Here is a 23425-nt window from a genome sequence, read left to right on the forward strand (position 1 = left end):
TCACGTGGAACTCGAGCGGCCTAGCGGATGAACGCGACGGCTTCGCCGAGACTGCCGAGCACGGAAACGTCGGACCGCAGGTCCACATCGTCCCAACCTGGCCCGGCAACCCATACTTTCGCAGCGTTGCGCAGGCCGATGTTCACCATCTCGATCGCTTCGGGAGTGCTGCTCATCGACCACACGACGACCGTTGTCGGCAGCTCGGTTCGAGTGAGTGCGTCGGCAAGCGCCGACGAGGGGAGCGATCCGAGCATGCGAGCGCTGACGTTTGCTTCTGACAGTGCCGCGCGAAGTACTTCGAGCGGCATCGTGTGAGACTCCACGTCGGCGCACACCAGAACAACCGAATCGGGCTTCGTCGGCTGTGGCATTCGATGCAGTGTCGACACGATCGTCCAAGACAGCAGGTGCTCGACGTCGATGCAGCCGCCCTCGTTGTACTGCCGTTCGGAAATGATGCCGAACGCGGGCCTGCACAGGTGGTCCCAGGTAGCGACGATGCCGTAGTGGCGAACGTGCTCCTCGAGCATCCGAAGCAGACGAACTGTGTCGAGACGGAAAGCGGCCTCGATGAGCGCGCCGGTGTCGCCGAGATCAGGCGCGGGGGCTTGCCCGCCGGTTGCTGCGCGCGCGGCACTACCCGGACTGGCACCCGCTCGCATGAGGGCAACCATCTGCTCGAGTATCGCGATGTCGGCCTCGGTGTAGTAGCGGTGCCGCCCGCTCTGATGACCCTGCGGACCGACTCCGTATCGCTGGCTCCAACTTCGCAGGGTCGGCGTTGGCACGCCGATCCGCTCCGCCACTGCGCGCACCGTGTACGCGGGTGACTCCGTTGCTGTCGGTTTCGTTTCGATACCTCCATCTTGACTCATGATCACCGCTCGGCGGAAGGCGATACCAAGATGAGATACCAAAACGATGCACGAGCGATGCACAATATCGAAAACAGTGCCAGAATCGGACGTAGCGACGCACCGTGCGCACCAAACTTCACATTTCGGAGACGACCCATTTCGGAGACGACATAGATGGCAACTGTTGCGGCAACCGGCGCCGACGAAACGCAGCGTCTGTCCGAATGGCTCCGACGAATCGCTGTCGGCGATTGCGGCAACTTTGCCGACCTCTATCGGGCAACGGCGGGGCGCGTGTACGGGATGGCCGTCCGGGTGCTTCGCGACGGTAGCCATGCCGAGGAAATCACCCAGGAGGTGTTCCTCGAAGTGTGGAACAAGGCAGACACGTTCGACCCGCTTCGCGGCTCACCGCTCGCCTGGTTGCTCACGTTGGCCCATCGCAGGGCGATCGACCGCGTTCGGTCCGAACAGTCGCGGACCGACAGGGAAAGCTTGGCGGCACGACTCGATCATCGCCGCGACTACGACGACCCTGTCGTGTGCACCGTCATCTCGCGGATGTCGAGCGACGCCTTCGAAAATCGGCTCGACGAACTCACAGCCCTGCAACGCCAAGCTCTTGTTGCCACGTACTACGACGGCTTCACCCAGCACGAAACCGCGCGTCTACTCGGTGTCGGTCTGCCTGCGATCAAGGCGAGAAAACGAGATGCCCTGCTCAAACTGAAGCGGCTGATCGAATCCGAGAACGAAACAGCTCAGACGCTCGAACGGCTCTTGCCGAGCTGATGTCGCAGGGTCTCTTCCAGCCCCGCGTAACGGAACTCGTGGCCGAGCTGCGCAAGCTTCCTCGGCAGCACCCGCTGGTCGGCCTCGGCAAGTTCTTCGGTGCCCTGTCTGCCGAGTAACAGCCGTGGGCCGAATCCGGGCACCGGCAGAACAGCAGGACGATGCAACACAGCGGCCAACACCTTCGTGTATTCGGTGTTGCGAACTGGCTGCGGCGCAACGGCATTGACCGGTCCGCGCAGTCGCTCGTCGAACAGTGCACGGTAGTAGACGTCGAGAAGGTCGTCGAGGCCGATCCAGGACAACCACTGCGACCCCGACCCGAGACGACCGCCGAGCCCAGCTGCGAACAGCGGACGCAGCAGGCCCAAAGTGCCGCCGGCAGGGGTCTGCACGATGCCGGTACGGACCTGCACTACCCGCAGGCCAGCGTCCGATGCGGGTGCCGTTGCGTTCTCCCAGTCCTCGACGAGATCGGCGAGGAAGCCGCCACCACGTTCACTGTCTTCGGTCAGTTCTTCGTCACCGCGGTCGGGACCGTAGAACCCGATCGCCGACGCCGTTACGAATACCGGTTTGCTCGACGACTTCGCTGCGACGGCGGCAAGTTTGCGAGTCGGGTCGATACGGCTCTCGCGGAGGGTTCGTTTGTGCGCTTCGGTGAATCTCGCGGCAATCGATTCTCCAGCGAGATGAACCACTGCATCGACGTCGGCGAAGAGGTCCGTCGCTGGATTCGCGGGGTCCCACATACGTTCGTCCGGACCTGTCGGCGAGCGCCTGACCAGGCGAACGACGCGATGGCCACCCGTGGTGAGAAAGGCAGCCAAAGCCGAACCGACCAGACCGGACGATCCGGTGATGGCGACGGTGAGCGGCACGGCACCCTGATCGGCCGCACGCTGGTGCGCGGTGAGGTCGTCGACGAGTTGGCGATGCCGGTATTCGAAGGTGGAACGCAGCATAAACGCGGGCACGGGCGTATCGACCCGGTCGATGACTCGCGTGGAACCGTGACCCGCGTGCGCGAACTCGTGGGTGTGGCGCCACTTGCCGATCACCCGTGGCGGCAGGGTCGCGATGCCATCCGAACTCAGCACGTCGACGAATCGGTTCGGAGGGTCGTAACTTGCTGCCTCGTGCTGGGCGATCCAGCGGAGACCGCCGGGAAAACCGAGCACCGCGCGACCGTCGGCGAGGGAGGTGGCCTCCTCGACCGCACGCATGGGCTGCCACGGGGGAATCAGCCGAGGCATCGCGCCCGGACGTGAGAACCATTCGAAAACAACGGATTGCGGGAAGTCGATGGTGCTCTCGAATTCGATACCCATCAGAGATCTCCTGTAACTACCTGCGCGGTCACACTGTGCACAGCGGGCGGATGTCGTTGTTCGCGGCCGTCGTCGGCGACGTCAGCAGTACACACGAGTTGTACCCACGAGATTCGACGACGAACCGGATGTTGCGCCATTCGCTGTCCGTCACGACGGGTTCGCGGGACAGTACGAACCCCGAGACGCGGAAGGGGTCCCCCACGAGCGCCCACGAGTAGTCGTCGGCGATGTAGGTGACGATGTAGTTGGTCGGGCCGTCGGGTGATCCCTGTGTCGGAACATTCGGAAAGCTCACGTGCAGTTGGGCATTGGTTACCGGATCGTTCACTCGCGCGTTACCGGTTATGCCGCTCGCCCCGCCGGTCCACGTAGTACATCTGTTCTCGACTTCGACGTTCGCGGGATCGAGGAGGGTGTACGTGGCCTGGGTGTCGCGGGCGCACTCCAGGTTGAACGGTTGTGGAACGGCCGCAATCTGATTCCACGTGCCCATGTAACGGGCGACATCGAGGGAGGCGATCGGTGCGAGTGGCTGCCAGATCGGTGCGGGCTGTGCGGCCGCCACACCGGATCCGACCATGCCGGAACCGAGTACGAGGGCCGCAATTGCTATGGGACCGAACACAAGTCGTCTTCCGAACGCCGTCACCGGTACCTCCAGAGTAGTGTGCCAAACCGATCGGATGTCTTCGGAACAGATCGGGCGCGGGATAGGTGTGTTCCGGGCCACATGATTTTCGAGGACCAGTCCTCGACGTGGTTCGGCTCCGAAAGGTTGATATGCATATCGGATCGACCGCGACCGCCGGCGGCCTGCGGCGCAATGTTGCCGTGGTCGGCAGCGGGGTCGCAGGATTGACTGCCGCGCACGTACTCGCCAAGCGCGATCGCGTGACGCTTTTCGAAGCGGACGAGCGTCTCGGCGGACACGCACACACCCAGCGAGCGCCACTCGGCGATGGCACGTACGTGAACATCGATACCGGCTTCATCGTTCACAACGATCGCACGTATCCGACGCTGCTTCGGCTGTTCGCCGAACTGGATGTGGCGACACAGGAATCGGACATGTCGATGTCTGTGCGATCCGATGTCGACGGACTCGAATATGCAGGCGCACGAGGCCTCGGCGGATTGTTCCCACGGGCGCGGTTGGCGACGAACGGTCGTTATCTTCGGATGCTGTGGGAGGTCACCCGCTTCCACCGAGCCGCGCGCGCGCTGCTCGACGGCGCTGCCGACACCGACCCCGACGAAACGCTCGCAGACTTCTTGCTGGCCCACAGGTTCAGCGACTATTTCCTAGAGCATTTCGTGAAGCCCCTGGTTGCCGCGGTGTGGTCGTGCGATCCGGCGATCGCCGCCAACTACCCGGCGAGATACCTGTTCCGTTTTCTCTCTCATCACGGCATGTTGACCGTGTTCGGCTCGCCGACCTGGCGGACTGTGACGGGTGGTTCGGTGCAGTACGTCGAGAAGGTCGCCGCTGGGCTCGACGAGGTCCGCACCGGTGTTGCGATCGAGCGGATCGACGCGCGCCCCGACGGTATGCACCTCACCGACCGGTCCGGGGCCGGCACGAGTTTCGATGCCGTTGTGGTTGCGGTGCATCCGCGCGACGCGCTGGCAATGCTCGCCGAGCCGACGGAGCTGCAATCGAGTGTGCTCGGGGCGATGCCGTATTCGGTGAATCGCGCACTACTGCATACAGATACAACGGTGCTACCCGACGCGCCTCGTGCTCGTGCGTCCTGGAACTACCTGATTCCGGCGCAGCGGACAGACGGCGTCGTCGTCACCTACGACCTGACCAGGCTGATGAGAATCGAAACCGGCAGTAGTCGAAGGTTCCTCGTCACACTCGGTGGCGAAGGTATCGTCGATCCGGCGACGGTGCTCTCGGAAATGACGTACGAACACCCGATCTACACACCGGAATCTGTTGCAGCACAACAGCGGCTGCCCGAGATCGCCTCGGACACGCTCGCCTTCGCCGGTGCGTACCACGGCTGGGGGTTTCACGAGGACGGCGCGCTTTCCGGACTGCGCGCGGCCGAGCGCCTCGGTGGGTCATGGGAGGACGGTGCCGATGTGGCGCCAACCAGGTCTCTTCGTGTGGTGCGGTCATGAATCCCGCGCTGTTCGAGACGCAAATTCGGCACGCGCGTGTCGATCCGATCCGCCATTCCTTCGAATACCGTAGTTACAGTTGGTTCGTCGACCTCGACGAGCTGCCGCGGCTGCCCCTCTGGTTGCGTCCGTTCGCGAAGTTCCGCGCCGCCGATCATTTCGAAGCGCCTGCCGGCGACGACCACCTCGGGCCCGACACGCTCCGTGGCCGAGTGGAGGCGTTCCTCGCGAGCGAAGGCGTCGCCTTCCGTGGTGGCCGGATCACGGCCCTACTCAACGCCCGAGTACTCGGTCATGTGTTCAATCCGCTGAGTGTGTTCTGGTGTCGCGACGACGACGGAGTGTTGCGTTGGGTGATCGCGGAGGTGCACAACACCTATGGGGAACGCCATCCGTATCTGCTCGAACTCGACGGGGCAGGTCGGGCACAGACCGACAAGCAGTTTTATGTCTCGCCGTTCAACGAGGTCGACGGTCGCTACGACATGTCGGTGCCCGAGCCGGAAGATGAACTCGCGGTTCGCATCACGCTGCGCCGAGACGGTCGAGCACCGTTCGTCGCAACGATGCGCGGTCGGCGTCTGCCAGCCACGACGCGGACCGTGGTCCGTGCGCAATTGCGGACACCGCTGGCGCCGCTCGTCGTGTCGGCAAGGATTCGGAAACAAGGAATTTGGTTGTGGGCCCGCGGTTTACCCGTTGTTCCTCGTGTTCCAGTTCCAAGCAGTGCCCAGGTGTCGCAGGAGGTAGGGCAGTGAGTAGTCAGAGTGTCGACGACGGAACTTCCCGCAATACACCGTCGGCAGGTACCCCAGCGTGGGGCGATCTGGTCCGCAGACCGCACGGCCTGCGCGGCCGGCTCTTCACCCGTGGGGCGGACCGATTGTTCCGCAGGGCCGCCAAGAAGCTTCCGGTCCGCGTCGAGTATCCGGACGGCACTGTCGTGGGAGCACACGGCGGCTCGGACATATTGCCACGCATGATCATTCGACGCCCAGACGCCTTCGCCGAGCGAATGGGCACGCGCGGCCTGATCGGGTTCGGTGAGGCCTACATGGTCGGTGACTGGACCTCGCCCGATCCTGCGGCGGTGCTCACCGCGTTCGCGACGAAAATGGCCAGGCTGGTGCCGCGACCGTTGCAACGGATGCGTGGACTGTTCGTCGCGAACCCACCCGCGACCGAGCACGGCTCGGAAGAGAATGCCAGATCTAACATTTCGCGCCACTACGACCTGTCCAACGAGTTGTTCGGACTGTTTCTCGATCCGACGATGACCTACTCGGCGGCGCTGTTCAGCGAACCCGTCGCGGACGGCGTGGAGCGCGGCGTCGAGCTGTTGCGAGTCGACCAGCCGTGCCCACCGGCGACGTGGGAACAGTTGGAGCAGGCGCAGCACAACAAGATCGACCGTCTCCTCGATGCAGTTGGTGTGCAGCGGGGTACGCGCCTACTGGAAATCGGCACCGGCTGGGGCGAGTTGTGCATCAGGGCTGCCGCACGGGGTGCGATCGTCAGGTCGGTCACGTTGTCGCGCGAGCAGCAGGAGTTGGCACGCAAGCGCGTCGACTCTGCGGGACACGGCGATTCGGTGCACATCGACCTGATGGACTATCGCGAGATCGAAGGCTCCTACGATGCGATCGTCTCGGTCGAGATGATCGAGGCTGTGGGGCACCAGCATTGGCAGACGTACTTCGGGGCGCTCGACGAGTTGCTCGCTCCCGGTGGCCGTGTCGCGCTGCAGGCCATCACCATGCCGCACGACCGGATGCTTGCAACCAAGAAGACGTACACGTGGGTGCAGAAGTACATTTTCCCCGGCGGCTTTCTCCCGTCGGTCGAGGCGATCGAAACCGTTGCATCGGAACACACCTCGCTACGAGTCGCCGAACGACTACGGATGGGTTCGCACTACGCGGAAACGTTGCGACTCTGGCAGGAGCGATTCGGTGCGGCGAGCGCGGACGCCGAGGCGCTCGGCTTCGACGAGACCTTCCGCCGAATGTGGAAGTTCTATCTCGCGTATTCCGAAGCTGGTTTCAGGTCGGGGTATCTCGACGTGCAGCAGATTGTCCTGCACCGTGACGAGGTTGTCCGATGACTGTCGCTGCCGAACTCGAACGAGCATTACGGCCGATCGTCCGCGGTGAACTTCCCGTTCGGCTGACCGGCTGGGACGGCAGTACGGCAGGCCCGCTCGACGCACCGCACGTGGTGTTGCGTGGACCCGAGGCGCTGCGCGCGATGCTGTGGAGCCCAGGCGAATTGGGTGCAGCGCAGGCGTACGTCACCGGAGCGCTGGACGTCGAGGGTGATCTCGATGCGGCGCTGCGGCATGTATGGACCGTCGTCGCCGAGCGCGAACTCACCGGCATCCGGCCCTCGATAGCCACGTATGCGAGGCTGCTGCGAGTTGCCGTCAAGCTCGGCGCGTTCGGCAGAAGGCCGGCCCCGCCCGTGACGCAGGCCCATGTCAAAGGTCGGTTGCACAGTGCGCTTCGCGACCGCGCAGCCATCAGTCATCACTACGACCTGTCCAACGACTTCTATGCGTTGATACTCGATCCTGCGATGGCGTACTCGTGTGCTTACTTCACGCGTAATGCCCCTGGGGCGCCTCGAGATCCGGCGTACGGAATCGCGGAGGCGCAGCTCGACAAGCTCGATCTGGTATGCAACAAGATCGGTTTGGGTCGGCCTGGGATGACGATGCTCGACGTCGGCTGTGGCTGGGGCTCGCTGAGTTTGCATGCCGCGCAGCACTACGACGCGAAGGTTGTCGGAATCACCATCTCCCGTGAGCAGAAGGCCTTCATCGACAAACGAATCGCCGAACGCGGACTAGGTGATCGAGTCGAGATTCGGCTACAGGACTATCGCGAGATCACCGGTGAGCAGTTCGACGCCGTCGCGTCGTTGGAAATGGGTGAGCACGTCGGGGAGAAGAATTACGCTGTCTACGCAAAAGCGTTGTACGACAACGCCGCACCGGGTGCGCGTGTACTCGTGCAGCAGATGTCGCGCAGTGGACCGCATCCCGGTGGCGGACCCTTCATCGAGTCGTTCATCGCTCCCGACATGACGATGCGTCCGGTCGGCGAGACGGTCGGCTACCTCGAACGCGCCGGACTCGAGGTCCGCGACGTCCACGCCCTACGTGAGCACTACGTGTGGACCGTCGAGGAGTGGCTGAAGACGTTCGAATCGCACTTCGACGAAGTCGTCGACATGGTCGGCATGGAAATGGCGCGAGTGTGGCGACTGTATCTGGTCGGCGGCGGCCTGAGCTTCCGGCAGGGTCGGATGGGCGTCGATCAGATTCTGTCCGTGAAACCGGCTGCCGATGACGAGCTTTCGTGGCCCGCGGTCCGCCGCGACAACATCGGCGTCGGTGCGGCGTGAACGACTTCTCGCCTGCCTGTTTCGCGTCGATCGCTGTGGTGTCGCTACTGGCATTGGCGGTACTTCAGGCGGTCACCTTCGCGATCGGTCGAAAGATCGGACGCTACAACGTCGTCGACGTCACCTGGGGTATCGGTTTCGTCGTCGTCGCGGCCGTTGCGGCGATAGTCGGGGACGGTGATTCGTCCCGACGTTTCACCCTCTTCTTTTTGGCCGCGATCTGGGGACTTCGGCTCGCCTGGCACGTACATCGCAAATCCGCCGGCAAAGGCGAGGATCCGCGGTACCGCGAGCTGCTGGATCGAGCAGGCGGCGGAACAGGCACCATTGTTCGCAAGATCTTCCTGACCCAGGCTGCTGCCCAGTGGTTCGTGTCGTTGCCGTTGCAGGTATCGGCCGCCGCGGGTCCGACGACGGGTCCGTGGCGGTTCGTCTTCGTCGCGGGTGTGGTCGTGTGGATTGTCGGCTTGCTGTTCGAGGCCATCGGGGACGAGCAGCTCAACCGCTTCAAGGCCGATCCGGCGAACAAGGGCACGATCATGGACCGTGGCCTCTGGTCTTGGACCCGGCACCCCAACTACTTCGGCGACGCCTGCGTGTGGTGGGGCCTGTGGCTGATCGCGGCAAGCGCCTGGCCGGGTGCGCTGACGATTCTGTCGCCCGTCGTTATGACGTACTTCCTGATCTTCGCGACCGGAGCACGGCTGCTCGAGAAGTCCATGTCCAAGCGGCCGGGTTATCCGGAGTACCAGGAACGGACGAGCTACTTCTTTCCGCTACCGCCGAAGCGGGGCTGAGCAGACGCTCACCGATGTGATTGGATGTTGTCCATGTCACAACGGGGTGCGGCGTTTGCAATTGAAGATCAGCGCTGGTCAGCGCGTGTGTTGGCGGCAATCGTTGCGTGTGTTGCAGCGTTGACCATGCTCTCGGTGGCCCAGGTTCCACATGCGGCAGCAGAACCTGCGCCGCCCGCGGATGCGTTCTACGATCGGCCTGCCGACCTCGCCTCGTTTGCGGCCGGCGACATCATCAGAAGCAGGCCCGTGCCGGTCAAAGCGTTCCAGTTGTTCCCGATTCGGGTGCAAGCCTGGCAGCTGCTGTACCGAACGGCCGATGCGAACGGCGCACCCGATGCGGCCGTCACAACGGTGATGATTCCTGAAGGCCCTGCCAAACCGCGGCCACTGCTGTCCTATCAGGGGGCGACCGACTCGACGCTGCGGATCTGCAACCCGTCGTACGGCCTGGTCAACGGTCTGCCGATCGATTTCAGCAGCCCGGCCGGTCCGATCACCCTGCCGGTCCCTGCCGCGGAGATTGCCTTTGCCGCAGGTGGTTTGGCCGAGGGCTGGGCGGTCGCGATGCCGGATCACGGTGGCGTCGACAACCGCTTCCTCACGCCGCGGCAGCCAGGTTTCGCCGTGCTCGACGGTATCCGGGCAGCGGAGAATTTCGGCCCACTCGGGCTTGCGGGTGCCGCGACGCCGACCGCGCTGTGGGGCTACTCCGGTGGTGCCATCGCCAGCAGCTGGGCTGTCGAAGAGCAGCCGACCTACGCCCCGGAGTTGAACATCAAGGGCGCGGCGTTCGGTGCGCCCGAGCGCGATCTCGAGGCGTCGCTCCGGTCCGTCAACGGAGCTCTGCTCGCCGGTCTCATCCCGCTCGCGCTGTCGGCGATCGGTAAGGATTCTCCGGAGTTCGAAACCGAACTCGCGAAGTATTTGACCCCGCAGGGCAAGGCGATCGTCGACGAGACCCGCAACCACTGTGCCTCGCAGAATGTGCTGAGCAACATCTGGATTCGGTACGAGACCTTTCTCAACGCCCCCATCGAGGTGGTCCTGGCCAACCCGGTTCTGCGGCGCGAGATCGACATCCGCGGGGTGAGCGACCGAACCCCCGAGGTGCCGGTCTACGTCTACAACGGTGTCACCGAAGAGGTCGCGCCGATCGTCGGGACGGACAAGCTGGTCAACGGGTACTGCGCACGGGGTGCCGCGGTGACGTATCGCCGTGAAGAGCTGCCCCCCAATCCTGCGCCGCAGATCCTGACCACCCACGGCACCGTTGTCGCCACGGGCGGACCGGCCGCGTTCAAATGGCTGAAGGAGCGCCTGGCTCCAGGTGCACCGACGCCGTCCGGTTGTGACATCCGGACGGTGCCGAGCACACTTCTCGAGCCTGGTGTCGCGGCGGAGTTGCCGCCGTTTGTTGCGACTGCTCTGTCGATGATCGTCGGTCTGCCGATCGGGAGCGGGCGCTGAGACCGCTACAGGTCGTAGAGCATCTTCAGCGCGTCTGCTGAGCCTTCGTCGTCGGACAGACGCTTCGGATCGATGAAGAAGTCCGGTGCGAACGAGGTCTGCCCCGGCTTGTGGCTGTATGCGGACAGGTCGGTGATGCCTTCTTCGGCGAGGACGTCTTCGACGATCGCGGTGTTGCCCGTGTAGTCGACGTCGCGGCGCAGCATGATGGCTGCCGCGTCGGCGACGATCTGCGGCGTGCGTGAATGCGCGACCCCTTCGTCGCCGCCGAGCAGGTTCTGGACTGCAGCGGTCGCGATGGCGGTCAGCGGCCAAAGGCAGTTCGCCGCAACGCCGTTCGCGCGTTCGGTCTGCGCGACGCCGAGCGTGACGATGCTCATGCCGTACTTGGAGACCGTGTATGCCGACGGTGCGAACCAGGTCGGGTCGAGGTTGAGCGGCGGCGACAGCGTCAGCACACGTGCGTGCTCGGATTCGCGAAGGTGCGGCAGGCAGGCCTGCGTAACGACGAAGGTCCCGCGCACGTTCACCGACTGGATCAGATCGAAGCGTTTCATCGGCAGCGACCCGATATCGGCAAGGTTCAGAGCGCTCGCGTTGTTGATACACAGGTCGAGACCGCCGAATCTTTGCACCGTCTTGGCGACGGCCTCGGCGACACCGTCCTCGTCACGGATGTCGCCGACGATGGGTAGGACCTCGGCGCCCAACGCTCGCAGCTCGTCGGCGGCTTCGTGAATTGTGCCGGGCAACTTGGGATTCGGGGTGTCGGTCTTGGCGATCATGGCGATGTTCGCGCCAGCACGTGCGAGCGTGCGAGCGATCTCCAGACCGATGCCACGGCTACCGCCACTGATGAAGGCCGTCTTGCCGGCAAGCACATCCGTCACTTGGCTGCCTCTGCTGCTGCGTGGGCTTGCGCCATCTGTTCCATCGCGGCGGCGAACTGTACGGACATCTTCTCGGCGAAGAGGGTGACGGCCTTGAGCGGCCGGAGCATAACGGTGAATTCGTCGATCAGTCCGTCTTCGCGGGTGTGCAGGAAGTCGCAACCCTGGATGTCCAGACCGCCGACCTTCGCGTTGAAGACGAGCGCGTGATCAACGTCGCCCTCGCCGCCGATCTCCTTGGCGTAGGTGAGGTCTTCGAAGACGTTCGACACAGCGCCGAGGATCGCTCCGACAGTGTCGCGGCCGTGGTACGGCTTATGCGCGATGGGGCTACGGAAGACGACGTCCTCGGCGAGGAGCTGTGGAAGCGCGTCCCACTGCTTGGCTTCGACTGCGGCGCGGAACGGGTGCATAGGTGGTCCTGTCGGTTCGACGGCAAACGTATAACAACTGTTATACCATTGTGTTATTGCAGCGTCTACAACATGAAGGCGACCGATATGAGCAAGCGGCGAGCCGACCCCGAGATGCGTTCTCGGCTACTCGAAGCTGCGGCAAAACTGCTGGCAGTGGAGGGTCCGAGCGCGCTGACCACGCGGCGGACCGCGGCCGAGGCAGGCGCGACGACGATGGCCGTCTACACACATTTCGGCTCGATCGGTGACCTCGTCGATGCCGTTGTCGACGAGGGTTTCGCTCGGTTGTCCGACCTCTTCGACGATGTCGAGCGGACCGACAACCCCGTCGCCGACCTCGCAGGGCTGTCGCGTGCGTACGTGACCAATGCACTGTCGAATCCGCATCTGTACGCGGTGATGTTCGGTAGCGCTTCGCTTGGCGGCTACCGTCCGAACACGCCCGACGAACTCAGCGCGGGCAAGTACACCTTCGACGAGATCATCGAGGTGACAGGCAGAGCGATTGCCGCAGGCCAGATCGTCGCCGACGACGCGACGAATGTCGCCGCACAACTGTGGAGCACGCTGCACGGCGTCCTGATGCTGCACACCGCCGGCTACTTCGGTTCAGGACGTGAGGCAGCCGAACGCATCCTGGTTCCGGCGCTGATCAACCTGATGACGGGGTTGGGCGCGGATCCGGCGATCGTTGATTCGGTTGTCGCACAGGGGCAGAGCGTCAGTACGAACTGATCAGAGATCGAGTACGAGTCGATCGCCTGCGGCACGCGAAACACAGACCAGCATGTCGCCGCGGTCGCGGTCCTCGTCGATCAGCGCGGTGTCGCGGTGATCGACCGAACCCTCCAGCACTCGAACGATGCACGTACGGCAGAACCCCTGCTGGCAGGAGTATGCGATGTTGGGCCGTTTCTGTCGGACCACTTCGAGCACGGTTCGATCCGCGGGCACCTCGACGGTTTCGCCCGTTCGCGCCAACTCCACTTCGAAAGCGGTGCCGTCGACGACAGGTGGCGCCGAGAAGCGTTCGTAGTGGAACTCGACCTCAGGGTTGTTGCGTAGGACGTCGAGCATCCCGCCGATCATCGGGACCGGACCGCACGTGTAGATGGCGGTGTTCGGTCGGACATCGTTCAGCAGCTCTTTGGGGTCGGGCAGGCCGTGCTCGTCGTCGGTCCGGATGGTTACCCTGTCACCGAATTCGGCGACCTCGTCGAGGAACGGCAGCGAATCACGACTGCGACCCGTGTAGGTCATCGTCCAATCGAGTTGCAGTCGCTGCGCCAGCCGAGCCATCGGCAGAATCGGCGTGATCCCGATACCGCCCGCGACGAAGTGCAGATGCTTGGCGGGTGACCCGAAGCCGGGCGCCGCGAAACCGAAGCCGTTGTGGGGTCCGCGAACCTTGATCTCGGATCCGACCTGCAGCTCGTCGTGAATCTCTATCGAGCCGCCGTTGCCCTCGGGTATGCGGCGCACAGCAATTCGATAGCGCCGCCGATCCGCGGGATCGCCGCACAGCGAATACTGCCGTTGCCGACCCGAGGGCAGCCGTAGATCGAGATGTGCGCCCGGGTGCCACGGCAGTAGCTCGTGATCGTCCGGTGCAGCGAGAATCAGGCTGATGACGTTCTCGTCCTGCGCCTCGACTCGTTTGTCGAGAATCACCATGGTCGTCGTGTTGTCGTCCACGCGAGATTTGACCGCGCCCCGGTGGATCAACATCGACCAACGGACGTATCCGCCGATGAACCTGTCGTAGAACCGGATCGTCAGGTCACGGTCGCGCCGCCCGTACAGATTGGGTGGAACGACCTTGGGCGCCGGTCGATAACCGGTCAAGACGCCGCAGCCCGTGCGGCGGGCGATTTGGCCAGGTAGGCAAGGGCCTGTGCCGTATTGCCGACCGATTCGGGTGAGTAGCCAGGCTTGAGGCAGAGGAGGAGGCTTTTGCCGATCATCGGAAGGGTCGGCAGCGCGCCGCGGTACATCGCGCCGAACACGCGACCCAGCGTCTTTGCGTAGCCGGGGTTGTCCATCGACGGATCTTCGTGGGTCAGGTACTTCGTGCCCCTGACCACGAAGATGAGCAGGCTTGCCACACCGAGGACCATCGTCGTGTTGCGACGGAAGTAGCCGACCTCGAAGTATTCCGCGACGTCATGGGCAACGTGGCGATGTTCGACTTCCTCGGCACCGTGCCACCGGTAGAGGTCGAGCATGCGGGGTTCGCCACCGAACTTCTCGAGGTCGGCATTGATGATCCAGTCGCCGAGGAACGCGAACATGTGCTCGAGACCGGAGATGACGGCAAGCCGCTCGACCAGGTACTGCTGCTGCGCCGCGGGACGGATACCGGGACGAGGGCCGATGATTCTGCGGAACAGGAACTCGACGTGGTCGACGAAGCTGCGTGCGTCGATGTCGTGCGCGGCGAGGAACTCCCAGATCACCTTGTCGTGCGTTTCGGCGTGCATCGACTCCTGGCCGATGAAGCCGAGCACGTCTTCGCGCAGCTTCTGATCCTTGATCAGCGGCAACGCCTCGGTGAACGTCGCGCAGAACATCCGCTCGCCCTCGGGGAGCAGCAGGGTGAGTGCGCTGATCAGATGCGATGCGGTCGGCTCGTCCGGCATCCAGTGCAACGGGGTGTCCGCCCAGTCGAACGTGACGTTGCGGGCGTGCAGGTCGACCTTGCCGGGGTCGGTGATCGACTTGTCCGGGGTGGCGACGGTGTCGCGACCGAGCAGTTTCACAGGGACTCCTTCGTTGCGGCGGTGTCGGATTCGGTGGTGAGCGACTCGATGAACGTCGTTGCAAGTTCTGCGATCAGCTCGGGTCGGGAGTACGGCAACCAGTGCCCGGCTGCCACGTCGACGCGGCGGAGGTCGGCGACCCACCTGCCGGTGTCGTCGTAACCTGCGGGGCGAACCGCGACATCGCGGGTGTTGACGATCAACTGGACAGGGACCTCGGTGCGGCGCTCGCGCGGGTGCAGCAGACGCTCGACGATGTTGGCGCGGTAGTACCGCAGACCGCTGATCATGTCCGCGCGCAGCGTCTCGGAGAACTCGAGATGCTGGTCCGGCATTGCTTCCATGATTCGCAGGGCCTGGGTCCATATGCGCTCGGTGCCTGCAACTCGGAAGAACGCGTCGGGAATGACGGGCAGCTTGAAGAACCCTGTGTAGGCCGACGAGAGCAACTGGCTGATCGGCCCCCACAGGTTGCGCGGCGTCGGGTTGGACAGCCGATCGCGAACCCATTTGCCCAGATGGTCGAGGTTCGGGCCGGAGATCGAGGTGAAGGAAGCGATCCGGTTCGCGGCGCCTGGCTCACATACCGCGTCCCATGCAGTCACCGAACCCCAGTCGTGCGCGACGACGTGCGCGGGCTGATCAGGACTGACCGCGTCGATGACAGCGAACAGATCCTTGGCTAGTTCGGCAAGCGCGAAGTCGTCGACACCGGCTGGGTCGGTCGACTGGCCGTGGCCGCGGACGTCGTACGCAACGACGTGAAAACGGTCGGCGAGCAGCGGCACGACGGCGTTCCACAGGTGGTGGGTGTCGGGCCAGCCATGGATGAGGACGACGGTTTCGGTGCGCGAGTCGCGAGGTCCGTACTCGAAGACAGCTAGCTCGATCGGACCGTTCCGGACGGTCGATCGGCGGGGCGCGGTGACCTCGCGCGCATCGGGAGCGAGACGGATCAACTTCATTGTCATCCTGTCGGGATCGATTCCAACCTCGGCGGTGAGGCAGGACGCCGTACCTTCGGAAACGATAAGCGTTACTTGCGGTACGACCAAACTTGAGAATCGCGCCTTCTTGGCGCTGTGTCAAGTGGGACGCAGGCGGCGCCCACCTCGTGTCAGGCTTTATGCCGCAGTAACACATACCCGTGCAGAGCGTGGCAGTATCGACCGCAAAGTTATCGACCGCAAAGTTATCGACCGCAAAGTTATCGACCGCAAAGTTATCGACCGCAAAGTTATCGATCGCAATGTATCGACCTCAAAGAGAAGGCGCGGAGGCGAACCGCAGTGACCGAGTCGAGGTCGGCCGAGGACGGCCAAACGAGCGTTCGAGACGAATTCGTCGACGCGGCATACCGTGTGATCGACGCGCAAGGTCCGGATCCGAGTATGGACGACATTGCGCGCGAGGCGAATACGAGCAAACCGCGGTTGTATCGCTACTTCGCAGACAAGGACGACCTCTACCGCGCCGTCGCACAGCGGATGGCTGACGACATATTTCGACGGATTCGGCCGGACTTCAATTTTGTTCTGAGCTCTCCTGAGACAACGCTCGGGGAAACGATTCGCGCATTCACCGACGTGGTTGCCGAGCATCCCGGGGTCTTTCGATTTCTTGCCCGCAGTCGGTCGCAGTACGGCGGCGAGGGCACCGGGTTTCCACTCGACATCGGGCGGGATGTCGCGCGCAAGATGGTCAGCATCGCCGAAGCGGTCTTGAAGTCGGTCGAGGTCGAGACGTCCGGCATGGAGTTGGCGGTGTATGCCGCAGTGGGGGCAATGCTCGCGTCGACCGACTACTGGTTGGAGTCGACTGCGGCCGGGGACCCGCTGGACAAGGACAATTTCGTGGTTGTGGTGACGCCCTTGATCTGGGGAATCATCGACTCGCATCTGAGGCGACTCGGCGTCGTCATCGATGCGGAACAGCCGATCTTCGTCAGCCTCGCCAACATCCGTGAAGCAGGCTCGGGCTCGTAGGTAGCGTCAGCTTGGTGGTCTGAACAGTAGTTCGCACAGCGTGCTGTACCACCACGATTCGATGCGGTCGGCGTCCCAATCACGTTCTCGGCGAAGGATGTCGAAGGTTTCGAACGAGCACATCACCGCGAAGATGTCCAAGGCTCGGGTTGTGTCGACGCCCGACCGCCACGTCGTTGCCGGCCAGCTACCGAACACTTCTCGACGAATGGCGTCACCGCGTCCGCGGCCTTCTCTGTATGCCGAATCGAGGGCATCGTTCTGGCGACGTCCTTCGAGGATGATGCGGATGACGTCGCCGGACAGTTCGAAAAGGCGGCGGTCGAACCCGACCATCGCGCGTAGCTGAGCAGCAGGATCGCCTGCGCCGGCTTCGAGTTCTGCCGATACTCGGGCGATGTCGGCCTGAGAATCGGCGCTGTCGATCAGCGCGATCGCCAACCCGGATTTGTTGCCGAACGTGGCGTACACGGTTGCTTCGGAGACACCTGCAGATTCGGCCACCGACCGGACCGTGGTGCCCGACCAGCCCTGGGCGACAAAACGTTCCCGCGCCGCCCGAGCGATCAGCATTCGGGTGTGCTCGGCCTGCTGCGCACGCAACGACGACCGATACGGGCGAGCGCTCGTCGATTCGGAGGTCATTTTCCTACTGTACTCGATTGGGATTGTTAGTCTATATTCACTGAGTAAGTCTCTAGTGAAATGAGGAACAATGAATCGAACGACTGCACCCGTCGTGGCTGGACTAGTCGGTGCGGGCGTGTTGCTCGCTGTCGGCGGCAATTTGCATCCACGGGGATCGGGCGACGAGGTCGACGACTACCTGGCATCGATGCTCGGCCAAAGCACCTGGGCTGCATCGCATCTCACGCAATTGATCGCACTCGTCCTCGTTGTTCCGACCTACCTTGCAGCCCGCCGCGCGGGTGTGTTCGGACGCGATGTGGATATCTGGTTGCTCGTCGCGGCCTGCGGGTCGACGCTCGGTGCCGTCGAGTTGATACCGCACGTGCTGGCATCCAGAGAACTGGACGGTGTGGTCTCTGGAACGGCTACCCCGATCCTCGACGTGCACCTGTTCTTGCAGATGTTTGCAACTCCAGCGCTCGGTTTGACGACCGCTGCTCTTGCTCTTGCGGTCGCTCGCGATGCGGGCACCAAGCCGGCGTGGATTCTCGGCGGCATCGCTGCTGTGACCGGTACGGCGTATGCATTCGCGGGACCTCTGACGTCGCTGACCGAGAACGTCGCCTTCACGCCGCTGTTTCCGGCGCAGTCAGGGTTGGCGCTGTGGATGATCGGAACGGGCGTCCGGCTGGCGCTCCGGGAGCGGGAGCGGGAGCGGGAGTCGGCCGAGCGGGAAGAGCCGGCGCTCCGCGCCTCGTGAGTCTTTTCGGTGGTTCCGCCCTCCGAAAAGACTCACGAGTAGTGGGCGGAATTGTGTTGTTGTGCAGGGACTTTGCGTCGGAAGTGTGTCGGTGGGTGCCGCTAGAGTTAGCACATGCTTTCGAACCCGACACCGCACCCCGCCACCCGGGTGGACGCTGCGGTGACGATGATCGAAGCAGGATTGCGCGAGTTGCGCGAGGCCGGATTCACCGAATTGTCGACAGGCCAACAACGCCTCGCCATGCTGGCGCGCCTCGAAGCAGCCGTCCGTACGATACCGAGCGTCGGCAACACCCTCATCGCCATCATGCAGCGCGAATTCCGGTGTGGCGAACTCGGCGACAACAACCTCGCCAACACCCTCGCCGACTCGTTGCGGATCACCCCGCACGATGCTCGCACTCGTATTCGCGTAGCCGACGACCTCGCCGCGCGCACGACCTTCTCCGGTGCACCGCTTGACCCTGTCATGCCCAACACCGCCGCAGCTCAAGCCGACGGCGCTATCGGTGTCGAGCATGTGCAGGTGATCCGCGACTTCTTTCGCCACGTCCCACTCCACGTCGACGAGGAAACGAAGGAACTCGCCGAAACGAAACTCGCGGCGCAAGCCCGCATGCTGCGGCCGGATCAACTACGGACGGCGGCGAACCGGATTCTGGGGTATCTGAACCCGGACGGTCCGCAGCCGGAAGCAGAACGGGCGCGTAAACGTAGTTTCACTCTCGGCCCCCAGGGTGCGGATTTGATGACGAAAGGCAGTTTCTGCGTCGACCCGGAACTACGCGCGTATTTGGAGGCGGCGTTCGCGAAGTACGCCAAACCAGGTGTCCTCAACCTGGCGGACGAGGCGTCGACGGTCGAGGAGGAACCCGCGGCCGAGACGGTCGAGCGTGATGATCGGTCCCTGGAGAAACGGCAGCACGACGCACTCAAAGCGATCCTGCGCGATGCTTTGGCGTCCGGAACGTTGGGCCAACACCGGGGGTTGCCGGTGACGGTGGTGGCGACGATGACGGTCAAGGAACTCGAAGACGCGTCCGGGACCGCGATCACCGGCGGTGGATCACTACTGCCGATCCGGGATGTGCTGCGGATGGCACGGCACGCTCATCACTACCTGACGTTGTTCGATGATGATGGTCGTCCGATCTACCTCGGTCGGTCCAAGCGGCTCGCCGAGGGCAACCAACGCCTCGTCTGCTTCGCCAAGGACAAAGGGTGCACGTTCCCGGGCTGTTCGCGGCCGTCCAATATGTGCCAGTGCCATCATTGCCGGGAGTGGGTTGCTCAACTCGGGCTCACCGATGTCGATCAACTGGCACTGGTGTGCGATGCGCACCATCCGCTGGCGGGATTGAAAGACACTGACTGGCAGACCGTCGTCGCCGGACCTGATCATCAGTATCCGGGTCGGATTCTGTGGGTTCCTCCGAAACATATCGACCCGACTCGAAAGCCCCGAATCAATCACTATTTCCATCCCCACGAATATTGGGACCTCGTCTGAGTGATGGCAGCTCGGCGGGTTGGTGCAACGCTCATGAGAAGCCGATCACACGCGCACGTCTCGATCGCCTTCGGCGACGAACACACGGTATGCGGGAGAACGCGAAGGTGCGTGGCTACGTCCTTGTCTTGCCTGGTGGCAAACCGGAGAGTGTCGACGAGTATCAGCCATGGCGATTGGCTGGGCTGCGAACCGCGTTGGTGACACGAGCCCTTCGGGCCAAGCTCGCCCCGGGTTACGTTGTCGAGCAACTCGATTACCGTTATCGCGGCTGGAATGCGCCCGATTTGCCTGCGGTCCGTGACGGCGAAGCGGCGTTACGTTCTGCGCGTAACCGTTTCGGTCCTGTACCGGTTGTCCTTGTCGGGCATTCGATGGGCGGCCGAGTAGCCGCTCATCTGGCCGAAGGGCCCGAGGGTGGATCTGTCATCGGAGTTGTTGCACTTGCGCCGTGGTGGCCGAACGACGAGGGACGGCTGATGCCGGCTGGAAAGAAGCTGCAGGTTCTGCACGGCACCGCCGACAGGTGGACCGATCCGGTCGCCTCGCGGCGTCAAACCGAACACGCGGCCGCACGCGGAGTGCAAGCGGAGTGGCGGGCCTTCGACGGTGCTGGCCACTTCATGCTAAACCGGCCGTGGCGCTGGCATCGGCTGACGGCCGAGTTCGTAGACGCGATGCTTGGCGTGACATGAACCGCGCCAAGCGTTTTCGTCGACGCCGACCCTAGGCGCTGTTGGGCTGTGCGCCCCTTGTTCCGGTCATGATGAGCGCGGTTGCGGCGTCGATGTAGCTGTCGGCATCGATCGGGTGCTGTTCGGTGCGAGCGGCTTGCAGAACAGCCATGAGGATGATGCCGACGATCGCTTTGGCGGTTTCGGTGGTGTCCAGATTGCTGCGGAGGACGCCTGCATCGACGCCTCTGTCGAGATAACCGGCGACAAGTGACTGCGCAAGATCGACGAGGCCGTACCATCGCGTCGTCAGTGCGTCGTCGATCGTGTTCGATTCCAGCGCAAGAAATTTCGCGAGCCGGGGACGAGCGGCAAAGGCATCGCCGATACGTAGTCCTATCGTGCGAAACTGCTGCTCCACGACTGCAAGTGACTCGGCTCCTGGCAGAACGTCGTCGAGCAGGATGTCGCCGAGGATCTTCTCGACTCCGAAATCGATTACGGGATCGAGGATTTCGCGTTTGTTGCCGAATGCCTTGTAGTAGGTGCCGAAGCCGAGTCCCGCCTGAGCGGTGATGTCGGCGATCGATGTTGCGTGATAGCCCTTGTCGAGAAAGACCGTGTAGGCGGCGTCGACGAGCTTCTGCCGTCGTGCATCGACCTCTTCGGGTGTGGCTTTGGGCCGACCTCTCTTGCGAGCAGGCGCAGCATCCGACGTCACCCGGTGAGGGTATCGGACAAGGTGAGAGGTCATTGCAGCCATCGCCGCGCCAGCTTGCCAAGGCTCACCCACACAGGAGGCACCTCGTGCTTCTCCTGCGCGGACCGAATCGCGGGGATGGGACGCGCCGCGACGCACGCTGCGTCGCGGTCACGTCGTCCGATCGCGGCCGCGCCACCTGGTGAGCCGAGGTCGGTGAAGAAGTCGACGTTGGCGTCGGCGTAGACGTGCCATTCGGTCGGTAGGTCCTCGGCGAAGAAGATCGCCTCGACCGGGCACGCGGGTTCGCATGCGCTGCAATCGATGCACTCGTCAGGGTGAATGTAGAGCTTTCGCGGACCCTCGTAGATGCAATCGACCGGGCACTCGTCGATGCATGCCCGGTCCATTACATCGATGCACGGCTCGGCGATCACGTAGGACATGGCGGGTCGACTATGCGGTGCTGGTGATGCGGAGTTCCGTGGTGGTCGCCTCGTTGCTGACGAAAGGCGACTGTTCCTTGTCCGAATGCCGGTTGCCTGGGCCCGCTTGGCGGACGACCAGATGTAGATCCTCACGTATCTCAGGATCGGCAAGCGGAAGGTTCGGGTCGGACTCGAGCGCTTGCCGCATCATGCCCCAACCCTCCGGGCTGATGATGCTGGCGATGGTCGTGCGCAGCGGCTCGACAGCCAGGGCCTTGGTTGCACCACGCACTGCAATCTCGGCCAAGCTGATGCTCACCTTCGACGGATGAAAACGCGCCATTTCCAATAGGTCCGGGGTGAGATGACGTGCGAAGGCGGTCGACGCGATGCGTAAACCTGGCTGACCGACGATCATCGGCCAGAACGGATCTCGCGGCGGGCGCAGCAAGAAGTCGACATCACGAGACCCTTTCAGACCGAGCGCCATCTGCGGCATCCAGCCGAGTGCGATCTCGCGGCATCCTTCGAACGTCAGCGGCACATCCTTCGGATCGACACCGACCAACTGAGCAAACGGGACGTTCTCGCGTGCGAAGCGATCTTTCTCCGACCGGCTGAGACCCGAACTGAACTGGTCGAAGCATTCTCCGAGGCTGACTATTCCGAGAGCGTGTGTCCACAACGCCATCTCGAGGTCGGTGCCGTGGTACTCGCGCCCGGTGATCGGGTCCAGACCGTTGATGTGCGAGTGCACCCGGAACAGCGTGCGACCCGCGCGGATCGCGGACTCGGAATCGCCGAACGAGGCCATCTGAAAGAACATGATGGAACGCCGCGCCCGAGTCAGCGGATCGGTGCGCATCACGCTGTGGGTCGACACAGACTCGGCGACGAGGGGGTCGAACAACACCTCGATGGCGCCCCGCAGGATGCCGAGCACCAGGGGGAGTGGTGAGCGGCGCGACATCTCCCAGTTCACCGATGTTGGGCCGTAGAAGCCGTTGTCGGGACGCGGCGCCAGTCGGACGGCGTTCATCCGTTCCACATCTTTCACCAGATGTTGGTCGGCGAGCTTGCGAAGGTCGGTAACGGCACTACGCATCGTGGAACTCCTTTGTTCTCGTCGTAGGGCTGATTTTCAGCCGCGAAATTATCGTGACATCAATATCACGATATTGCAATCACGTAATTCCAGTTTCGACGAAAGCTGTCAAAGCTATCGCCCACCTCCTCCACGTACTATGACGGCAGGCATACAACGAGGAGCAGGCGTGGGACGACGATCGGATGCGCGCGAGAAGATGTTGCTGAGTGCGGTCGCGTTGTTCCGGCGGCACGGAATCGATGGCACGGCGATCGGTGAGGTCATCGCCGACGCGGATGCACCGCGCGGTTCGATCTATCATCACTTCCCTGGCGGAAAGGCGCAGCTCGCCGAAGAGGCGACGCGGATGGCGGGCGCAGCGGTGACCGCCGCAGTTGCTCATCAACTCGCCGCAGATGGCCCGGAGGCCACCCTCACGTTTCTTATCGACACCTTCCGAAAAGAATTGCTGGACAGTGATTTTACCTCCGGTTGTCCCATCGGTGCGGCGGCACTCGAAGGCGGTGGGACGCCGGCAGCGCGCGCTGCAGCAGGCGAATCCTTCGCGATGTGGGAGTCGATGGTCGCGGCCGCGCTCTGGCAGCGAGGCTTGGCACTCGAGCGCGCCGAAGCGCTGGCAACAACGGTGATCGCGGCGCTGGAGGGGGCCATCATGCTGTCGAAGGCTCAGCGCAGCACACGTGCGCTCGACCGCATCGAAGCCGGACTGCCAGCGCTTGTGCCCGACATGCTGTGACGCCTGTCACGTAATCGGTAGGCGTGCATCGCCCATCAC

Annotated in this window: 24 protein-coding genes and 1 pseudogene; 13 read left to right on the forward strand and 12 right to left on the reverse strand. The window is 63.4% G+C overall.

The features are described from left to right. Positions 1 to 20 precede the first annotated feature (20 nt). Positions 21 to 878 (reverse strand): MerR family transcriptional regulator, encoded by an 858-nt coding sequence (locus JGU71_RS10615; protein WP_199704051.1) that lies wholly within the window; start codon positions 876 to 878, stop codon positions 21 to 23. 156 nt (positions 879 to 1034) lie between these two features. Here JGU71_RS10615 and JGU71_RS10620 point away from each other — a divergent pair, with 156 nt between their 5' ends. Next, on the forward strand, positions 1035 to 1652 hold the full coding sequence (locus JGU71_RS10620; protein WP_199704052.1) for a sigma-70 family RNA polymerase sigma factor: 618 nt from the start codon (positions 1035 to 1037) through the stop codon (positions 1650 to 1652). Here JGU71_RS10620 and JGU71_RS10625 read toward each other — a convergent pair. Next, positions 1622 to 2983: a TIGR01777 family oxidoreductase gene (locus JGU71_RS10625; RefSeq protein WP_199704053.1), complete on the reverse strand. Its 1362-nt coding sequence runs from the start codon at positions 2981 to 2983 to the stop codon at positions 1622 to 1624. The genes JGU71_RS10620 and JGU71_RS10625 overlap by 31 nt on opposite strands. A 28-nt stretch (positions 2984 to 3011) precedes the next feature. Next, positions 3012 to 3566 (reverse strand): lipocalin family protein, encoded by a 555-nt coding sequence (locus JGU71_RS10630; RefSeq protein WP_199704550.1) that lies wholly within the window; start codon positions 3564 to 3566, stop codon positions 3012 to 3014. A gap of 200 nt (positions 3567 to 3766) precedes the next feature. On the opposite strand from JGU71_RS10630, the gene JGU71_RS10635 reads away from it, so the two are divergent. From JGU71_RS10635 to JGU71_RS10660, 6 genes are read left to right on the forward strand one after another with little or no spacing between them, the layout of a single operon-like run. Beyond that, entirely contained in the window at positions 3767 to 5116 is a 1350-nt protein-coding gene (locus JGU71_RS10635) for an NAD(P)/FAD-dependent oxidoreductase (protein ID WP_199704054.1), read from the forward strand. Continuing rightward, positions 5113 to 5874, forward strand: coding sequence for a DUF1365 domain-containing protein (locus tag JGU71_RS10640; protein ID WP_199704055.1), 762 nt, complete (start codon positions 5113 to 5115; stop codon positions 5872 to 5874). Before JGU71_RS10635 ends, JGU71_RS10640 begins: the two co-directional genes overlap by 4 nt. Next, positions 5871 to 7220, forward strand: a complete 1350-nt coding sequence (locus tag JGU71_RS10645) for a class I SAM-dependent methyltransferase (RefSeq protein WP_199704056.1) — start codon at positions 5871 to 5873, stop codon at positions 7218 to 7220. Before JGU71_RS10640 ends, JGU71_RS10645 begins: the two co-directional genes overlap by 4 nt. Further along, a complete protein-coding gene (locus JGU71_RS10650) occupies positions 7217 to 8521 on the forward strand; it encodes an SAM-dependent methyltransferase (protein ID WP_199704057.1) in 1305 nt (434 codons plus the stop codon). Before JGU71_RS10645 ends, JGU71_RS10650 begins: the two co-directional genes overlap by 4 nt. Beyond that, on the forward strand, positions 8518 to 9318 hold the full coding sequence (locus tag JGU71_RS10655; RefSeq protein ID WP_199704058.1) for a DUF1295 domain-containing protein: 801 nt from the start codon (positions 8518 to 8520) through the stop codon (positions 9316 to 9318). The genes JGU71_RS10650 and JGU71_RS10655 overlap by 4 nt, the downstream gene beginning before the upstream one ends. A 33-nt stretch (positions 9319 to 9351) precedes the next feature. After that, positions 9352 to 10788, forward strand: a complete 1437-nt coding sequence (locus tag JGU71_RS10660) for a lipase family protein (protein ID WP_199704059.1) — start codon at positions 9352 to 9354, stop codon at positions 10786 to 10788. A 5-nt stretch (positions 10789 to 10793) separates the two neighbouring features. Here JGU71_RS10660 and JGU71_RS10665 read toward each other — a convergent pair whose 3' ends face one another. Next, positions 10794 to 11678, reverse strand: a complete 885-nt coding sequence (locus JGU71_RS10665) for an SDR family oxidoreductase (RefSeq protein WP_199704060.1) — start codon at positions 11676 to 11678, stop codon at positions 10794 to 10796. Then, positions 11675 to 12091: a nuclear transport factor 2 family protein gene (locus JGU71_RS10670; RefSeq protein WP_199704061.1), complete on the reverse strand. Its 417-nt coding sequence runs from the start codon at positions 12089 to 12091 to the stop codon at positions 11675 to 11677. Before JGU71_RS10670 ends, JGU71_RS10665 begins: the two co-directional genes overlap by 4 nt. 72 nt (positions 12092 to 12163) lie before the next feature. Between JGU71_RS10670 and JGU71_RS10675 the strand changes: the two genes are divergently transcribed. Then, entirely contained in the window at positions 12164 to 12829 is a 666-nt protein-coding gene (locus tag JGU71_RS10675) for a TetR/AcrR family transcriptional regulator (protein WP_199704062.1), read from the forward strand. On the opposite strand, the gene JGU71_RS10680 is transcribed toward JGU71_RS10675, so the two are convergent. Genes JGU71_RS10680 through JGU71_RS10690 form a run of 3 tightly spaced genes read right to left on the reverse strand, consistent with a single transcriptional unit; the run spans position 12830 to position 15818 of the window. Beyond that, on the reverse strand, positions 12830 to 13939 hold the full coding sequence (locus JGU71_RS10680; protein ID WP_199704063.1) for a PDR/VanB family oxidoreductase: 1110 nt from the start codon (positions 13937 to 13939) through the stop codon (positions 12830 to 12832). Beyond that, positions 13936 to 14853 carry a metal-dependent hydrolase gene (locus JGU71_RS10685; protein ID WP_372433145.1) on the reverse strand — a complete coding sequence of 306 codons (918 nt, stop codon included), beginning with the start codon at positions 14851 to 14853 and terminating at the stop codon, positions 13936 to 13938. Before JGU71_RS10685 ends, JGU71_RS10680 begins: the two co-directional genes overlap by 4 nt. Beyond that, positions 14850 to 15818: an alpha/beta fold hydrolase gene (locus tag JGU71_RS10690; RefSeq protein ID WP_199704064.1), complete on the reverse strand. Its 969-nt coding sequence runs from the start codon at positions 15816 to 15818 to the stop codon at positions 14850 to 14852. Before JGU71_RS10690 ends, JGU71_RS10685 begins: the two co-directional genes overlap by 4 nt. 324 nt (positions 15819 to 16142) lie before the next feature. On the opposite strand from JGU71_RS10690, the gene JGU71_RS10695 reads away from it, so the two are divergent. Next, positions 16143 to 16838: a TetR/AcrR family transcriptional regulator gene (locus JGU71_RS10695; protein WP_199704065.1), complete on the forward strand. Its 696-nt coding sequence runs from the start codon at positions 16143 to 16145 to the stop codon at positions 16836 to 16838. A gap of 6 nt (positions 16839 to 16844) precedes the next feature. Here the strand turns inward: JGU71_RS10695 and JGU71_RS10700 are convergent, their stop codons facing one another. Then, complete coding sequence (locus JGU71_RS10700) at positions 16845 to 17483, reverse strand: TetR/AcrR family transcriptional regulator (RefSeq protein WP_199704066.1); 639 nt, start codon at positions 17481 to 17483, stop codon at positions 16845 to 16847. A gap of 70 nt (positions 17484 to 17553) precedes the next feature. On the opposite strand from JGU71_RS10700, the gene JGU71_RS10705 reads away from it, so the two are divergent. The 3 genes from JGU71_RS10705 (at position 17554) to JGU71_RS10715 (ending at position 20435) form a co-directional block, all read left to right on the forward strand. After that, entirely contained in the window at positions 17554 to 18228 is a 675-nt protein-coding gene (locus tag JGU71_RS10705; RefSeq protein WP_199704067.1) for a hypothetical protein, read from the forward strand. 114 nt (positions 18229 to 18342) lie between these two features. After that, positions 18343 to 19740, forward strand: a complete 1398-nt coding sequence (locus JGU71_RS10710) for an HNH endonuclease signature motif containing protein (RefSeq protein WP_233529014.1) — start codon at positions 18343 to 18345, stop codon at positions 19738 to 19740. 89 nt (positions 19741 to 19829) lie between these two features. Continuing rightward, positions 19830 to 20435 carry an alpha/beta hydrolase gene (locus tag JGU71_RS10715; RefSeq protein ID WP_199704068.1) on the forward strand — a complete coding sequence of 202 codons (606 nt, stop codon included), beginning with the start codon at positions 19830 to 19832 and terminating at the stop codon, positions 20433 to 20435. 31 nt (positions 20436 to 20466) lie between these two features. Here JGU71_RS10715 and JGU71_RS10720 read toward each other — a convergent pair whose 3' ends face one another. From JGU71_RS10720 to JGU71_RS10730, 3 genes and pseudogenes are all read right to left on the reverse strand, one after another. Continuing rightward, complete coding sequence (locus JGU71_RS10720; protein WP_199704069.1) at positions 20467 to 21135, reverse strand: TetR/AcrR family transcriptional regulator; 669 nt, start codon at positions 21133 to 21135, stop codon at positions 20467 to 20469. A gap of 119 nt (positions 21136 to 21254) precedes the next feature. After that, positions 21255 to 21560, reverse strand: a pseudogene (gene fdxA, locus JGU71_RS10725) (ferredoxin); the annotation flags it as partial. A gap of 10 nt (positions 21561 to 21570) precedes the next feature. Beyond that, positions 21571 to 22647 (reverse strand): oxygenase MpaB family protein, encoded by a 1077-nt coding sequence (locus JGU71_RS10730; protein ID WP_199704071.1) that lies wholly within the window; start codon positions 22645 to 22647, stop codon positions 21571 to 21573. Positions 22648 to 22816: 169 nt separating this feature from the next. Between JGU71_RS10730 and JGU71_RS10735 the strand changes: the two genes are divergently transcribed. After that, positions 22817 to 23386, forward strand: coding sequence for a TetR/AcrR family transcriptional regulator (locus JGU71_RS10735; RefSeq protein ID WP_307829584.1), 570 nt, complete (start codon positions 22817 to 22819; stop codon positions 23384 to 23386). Positions 23387 to 23425 lie beyond the last annotated feature (39 nt).

This window comes from Antrihabitans stalagmiti (assembly GCF_016482825.1).
GTDB lineage: Bacteria > Actinomycetota > Actinomycetes > Mycobacteriales > Mycobacteriaceae > Antrihabitans > Antrihabitans stalagmiti.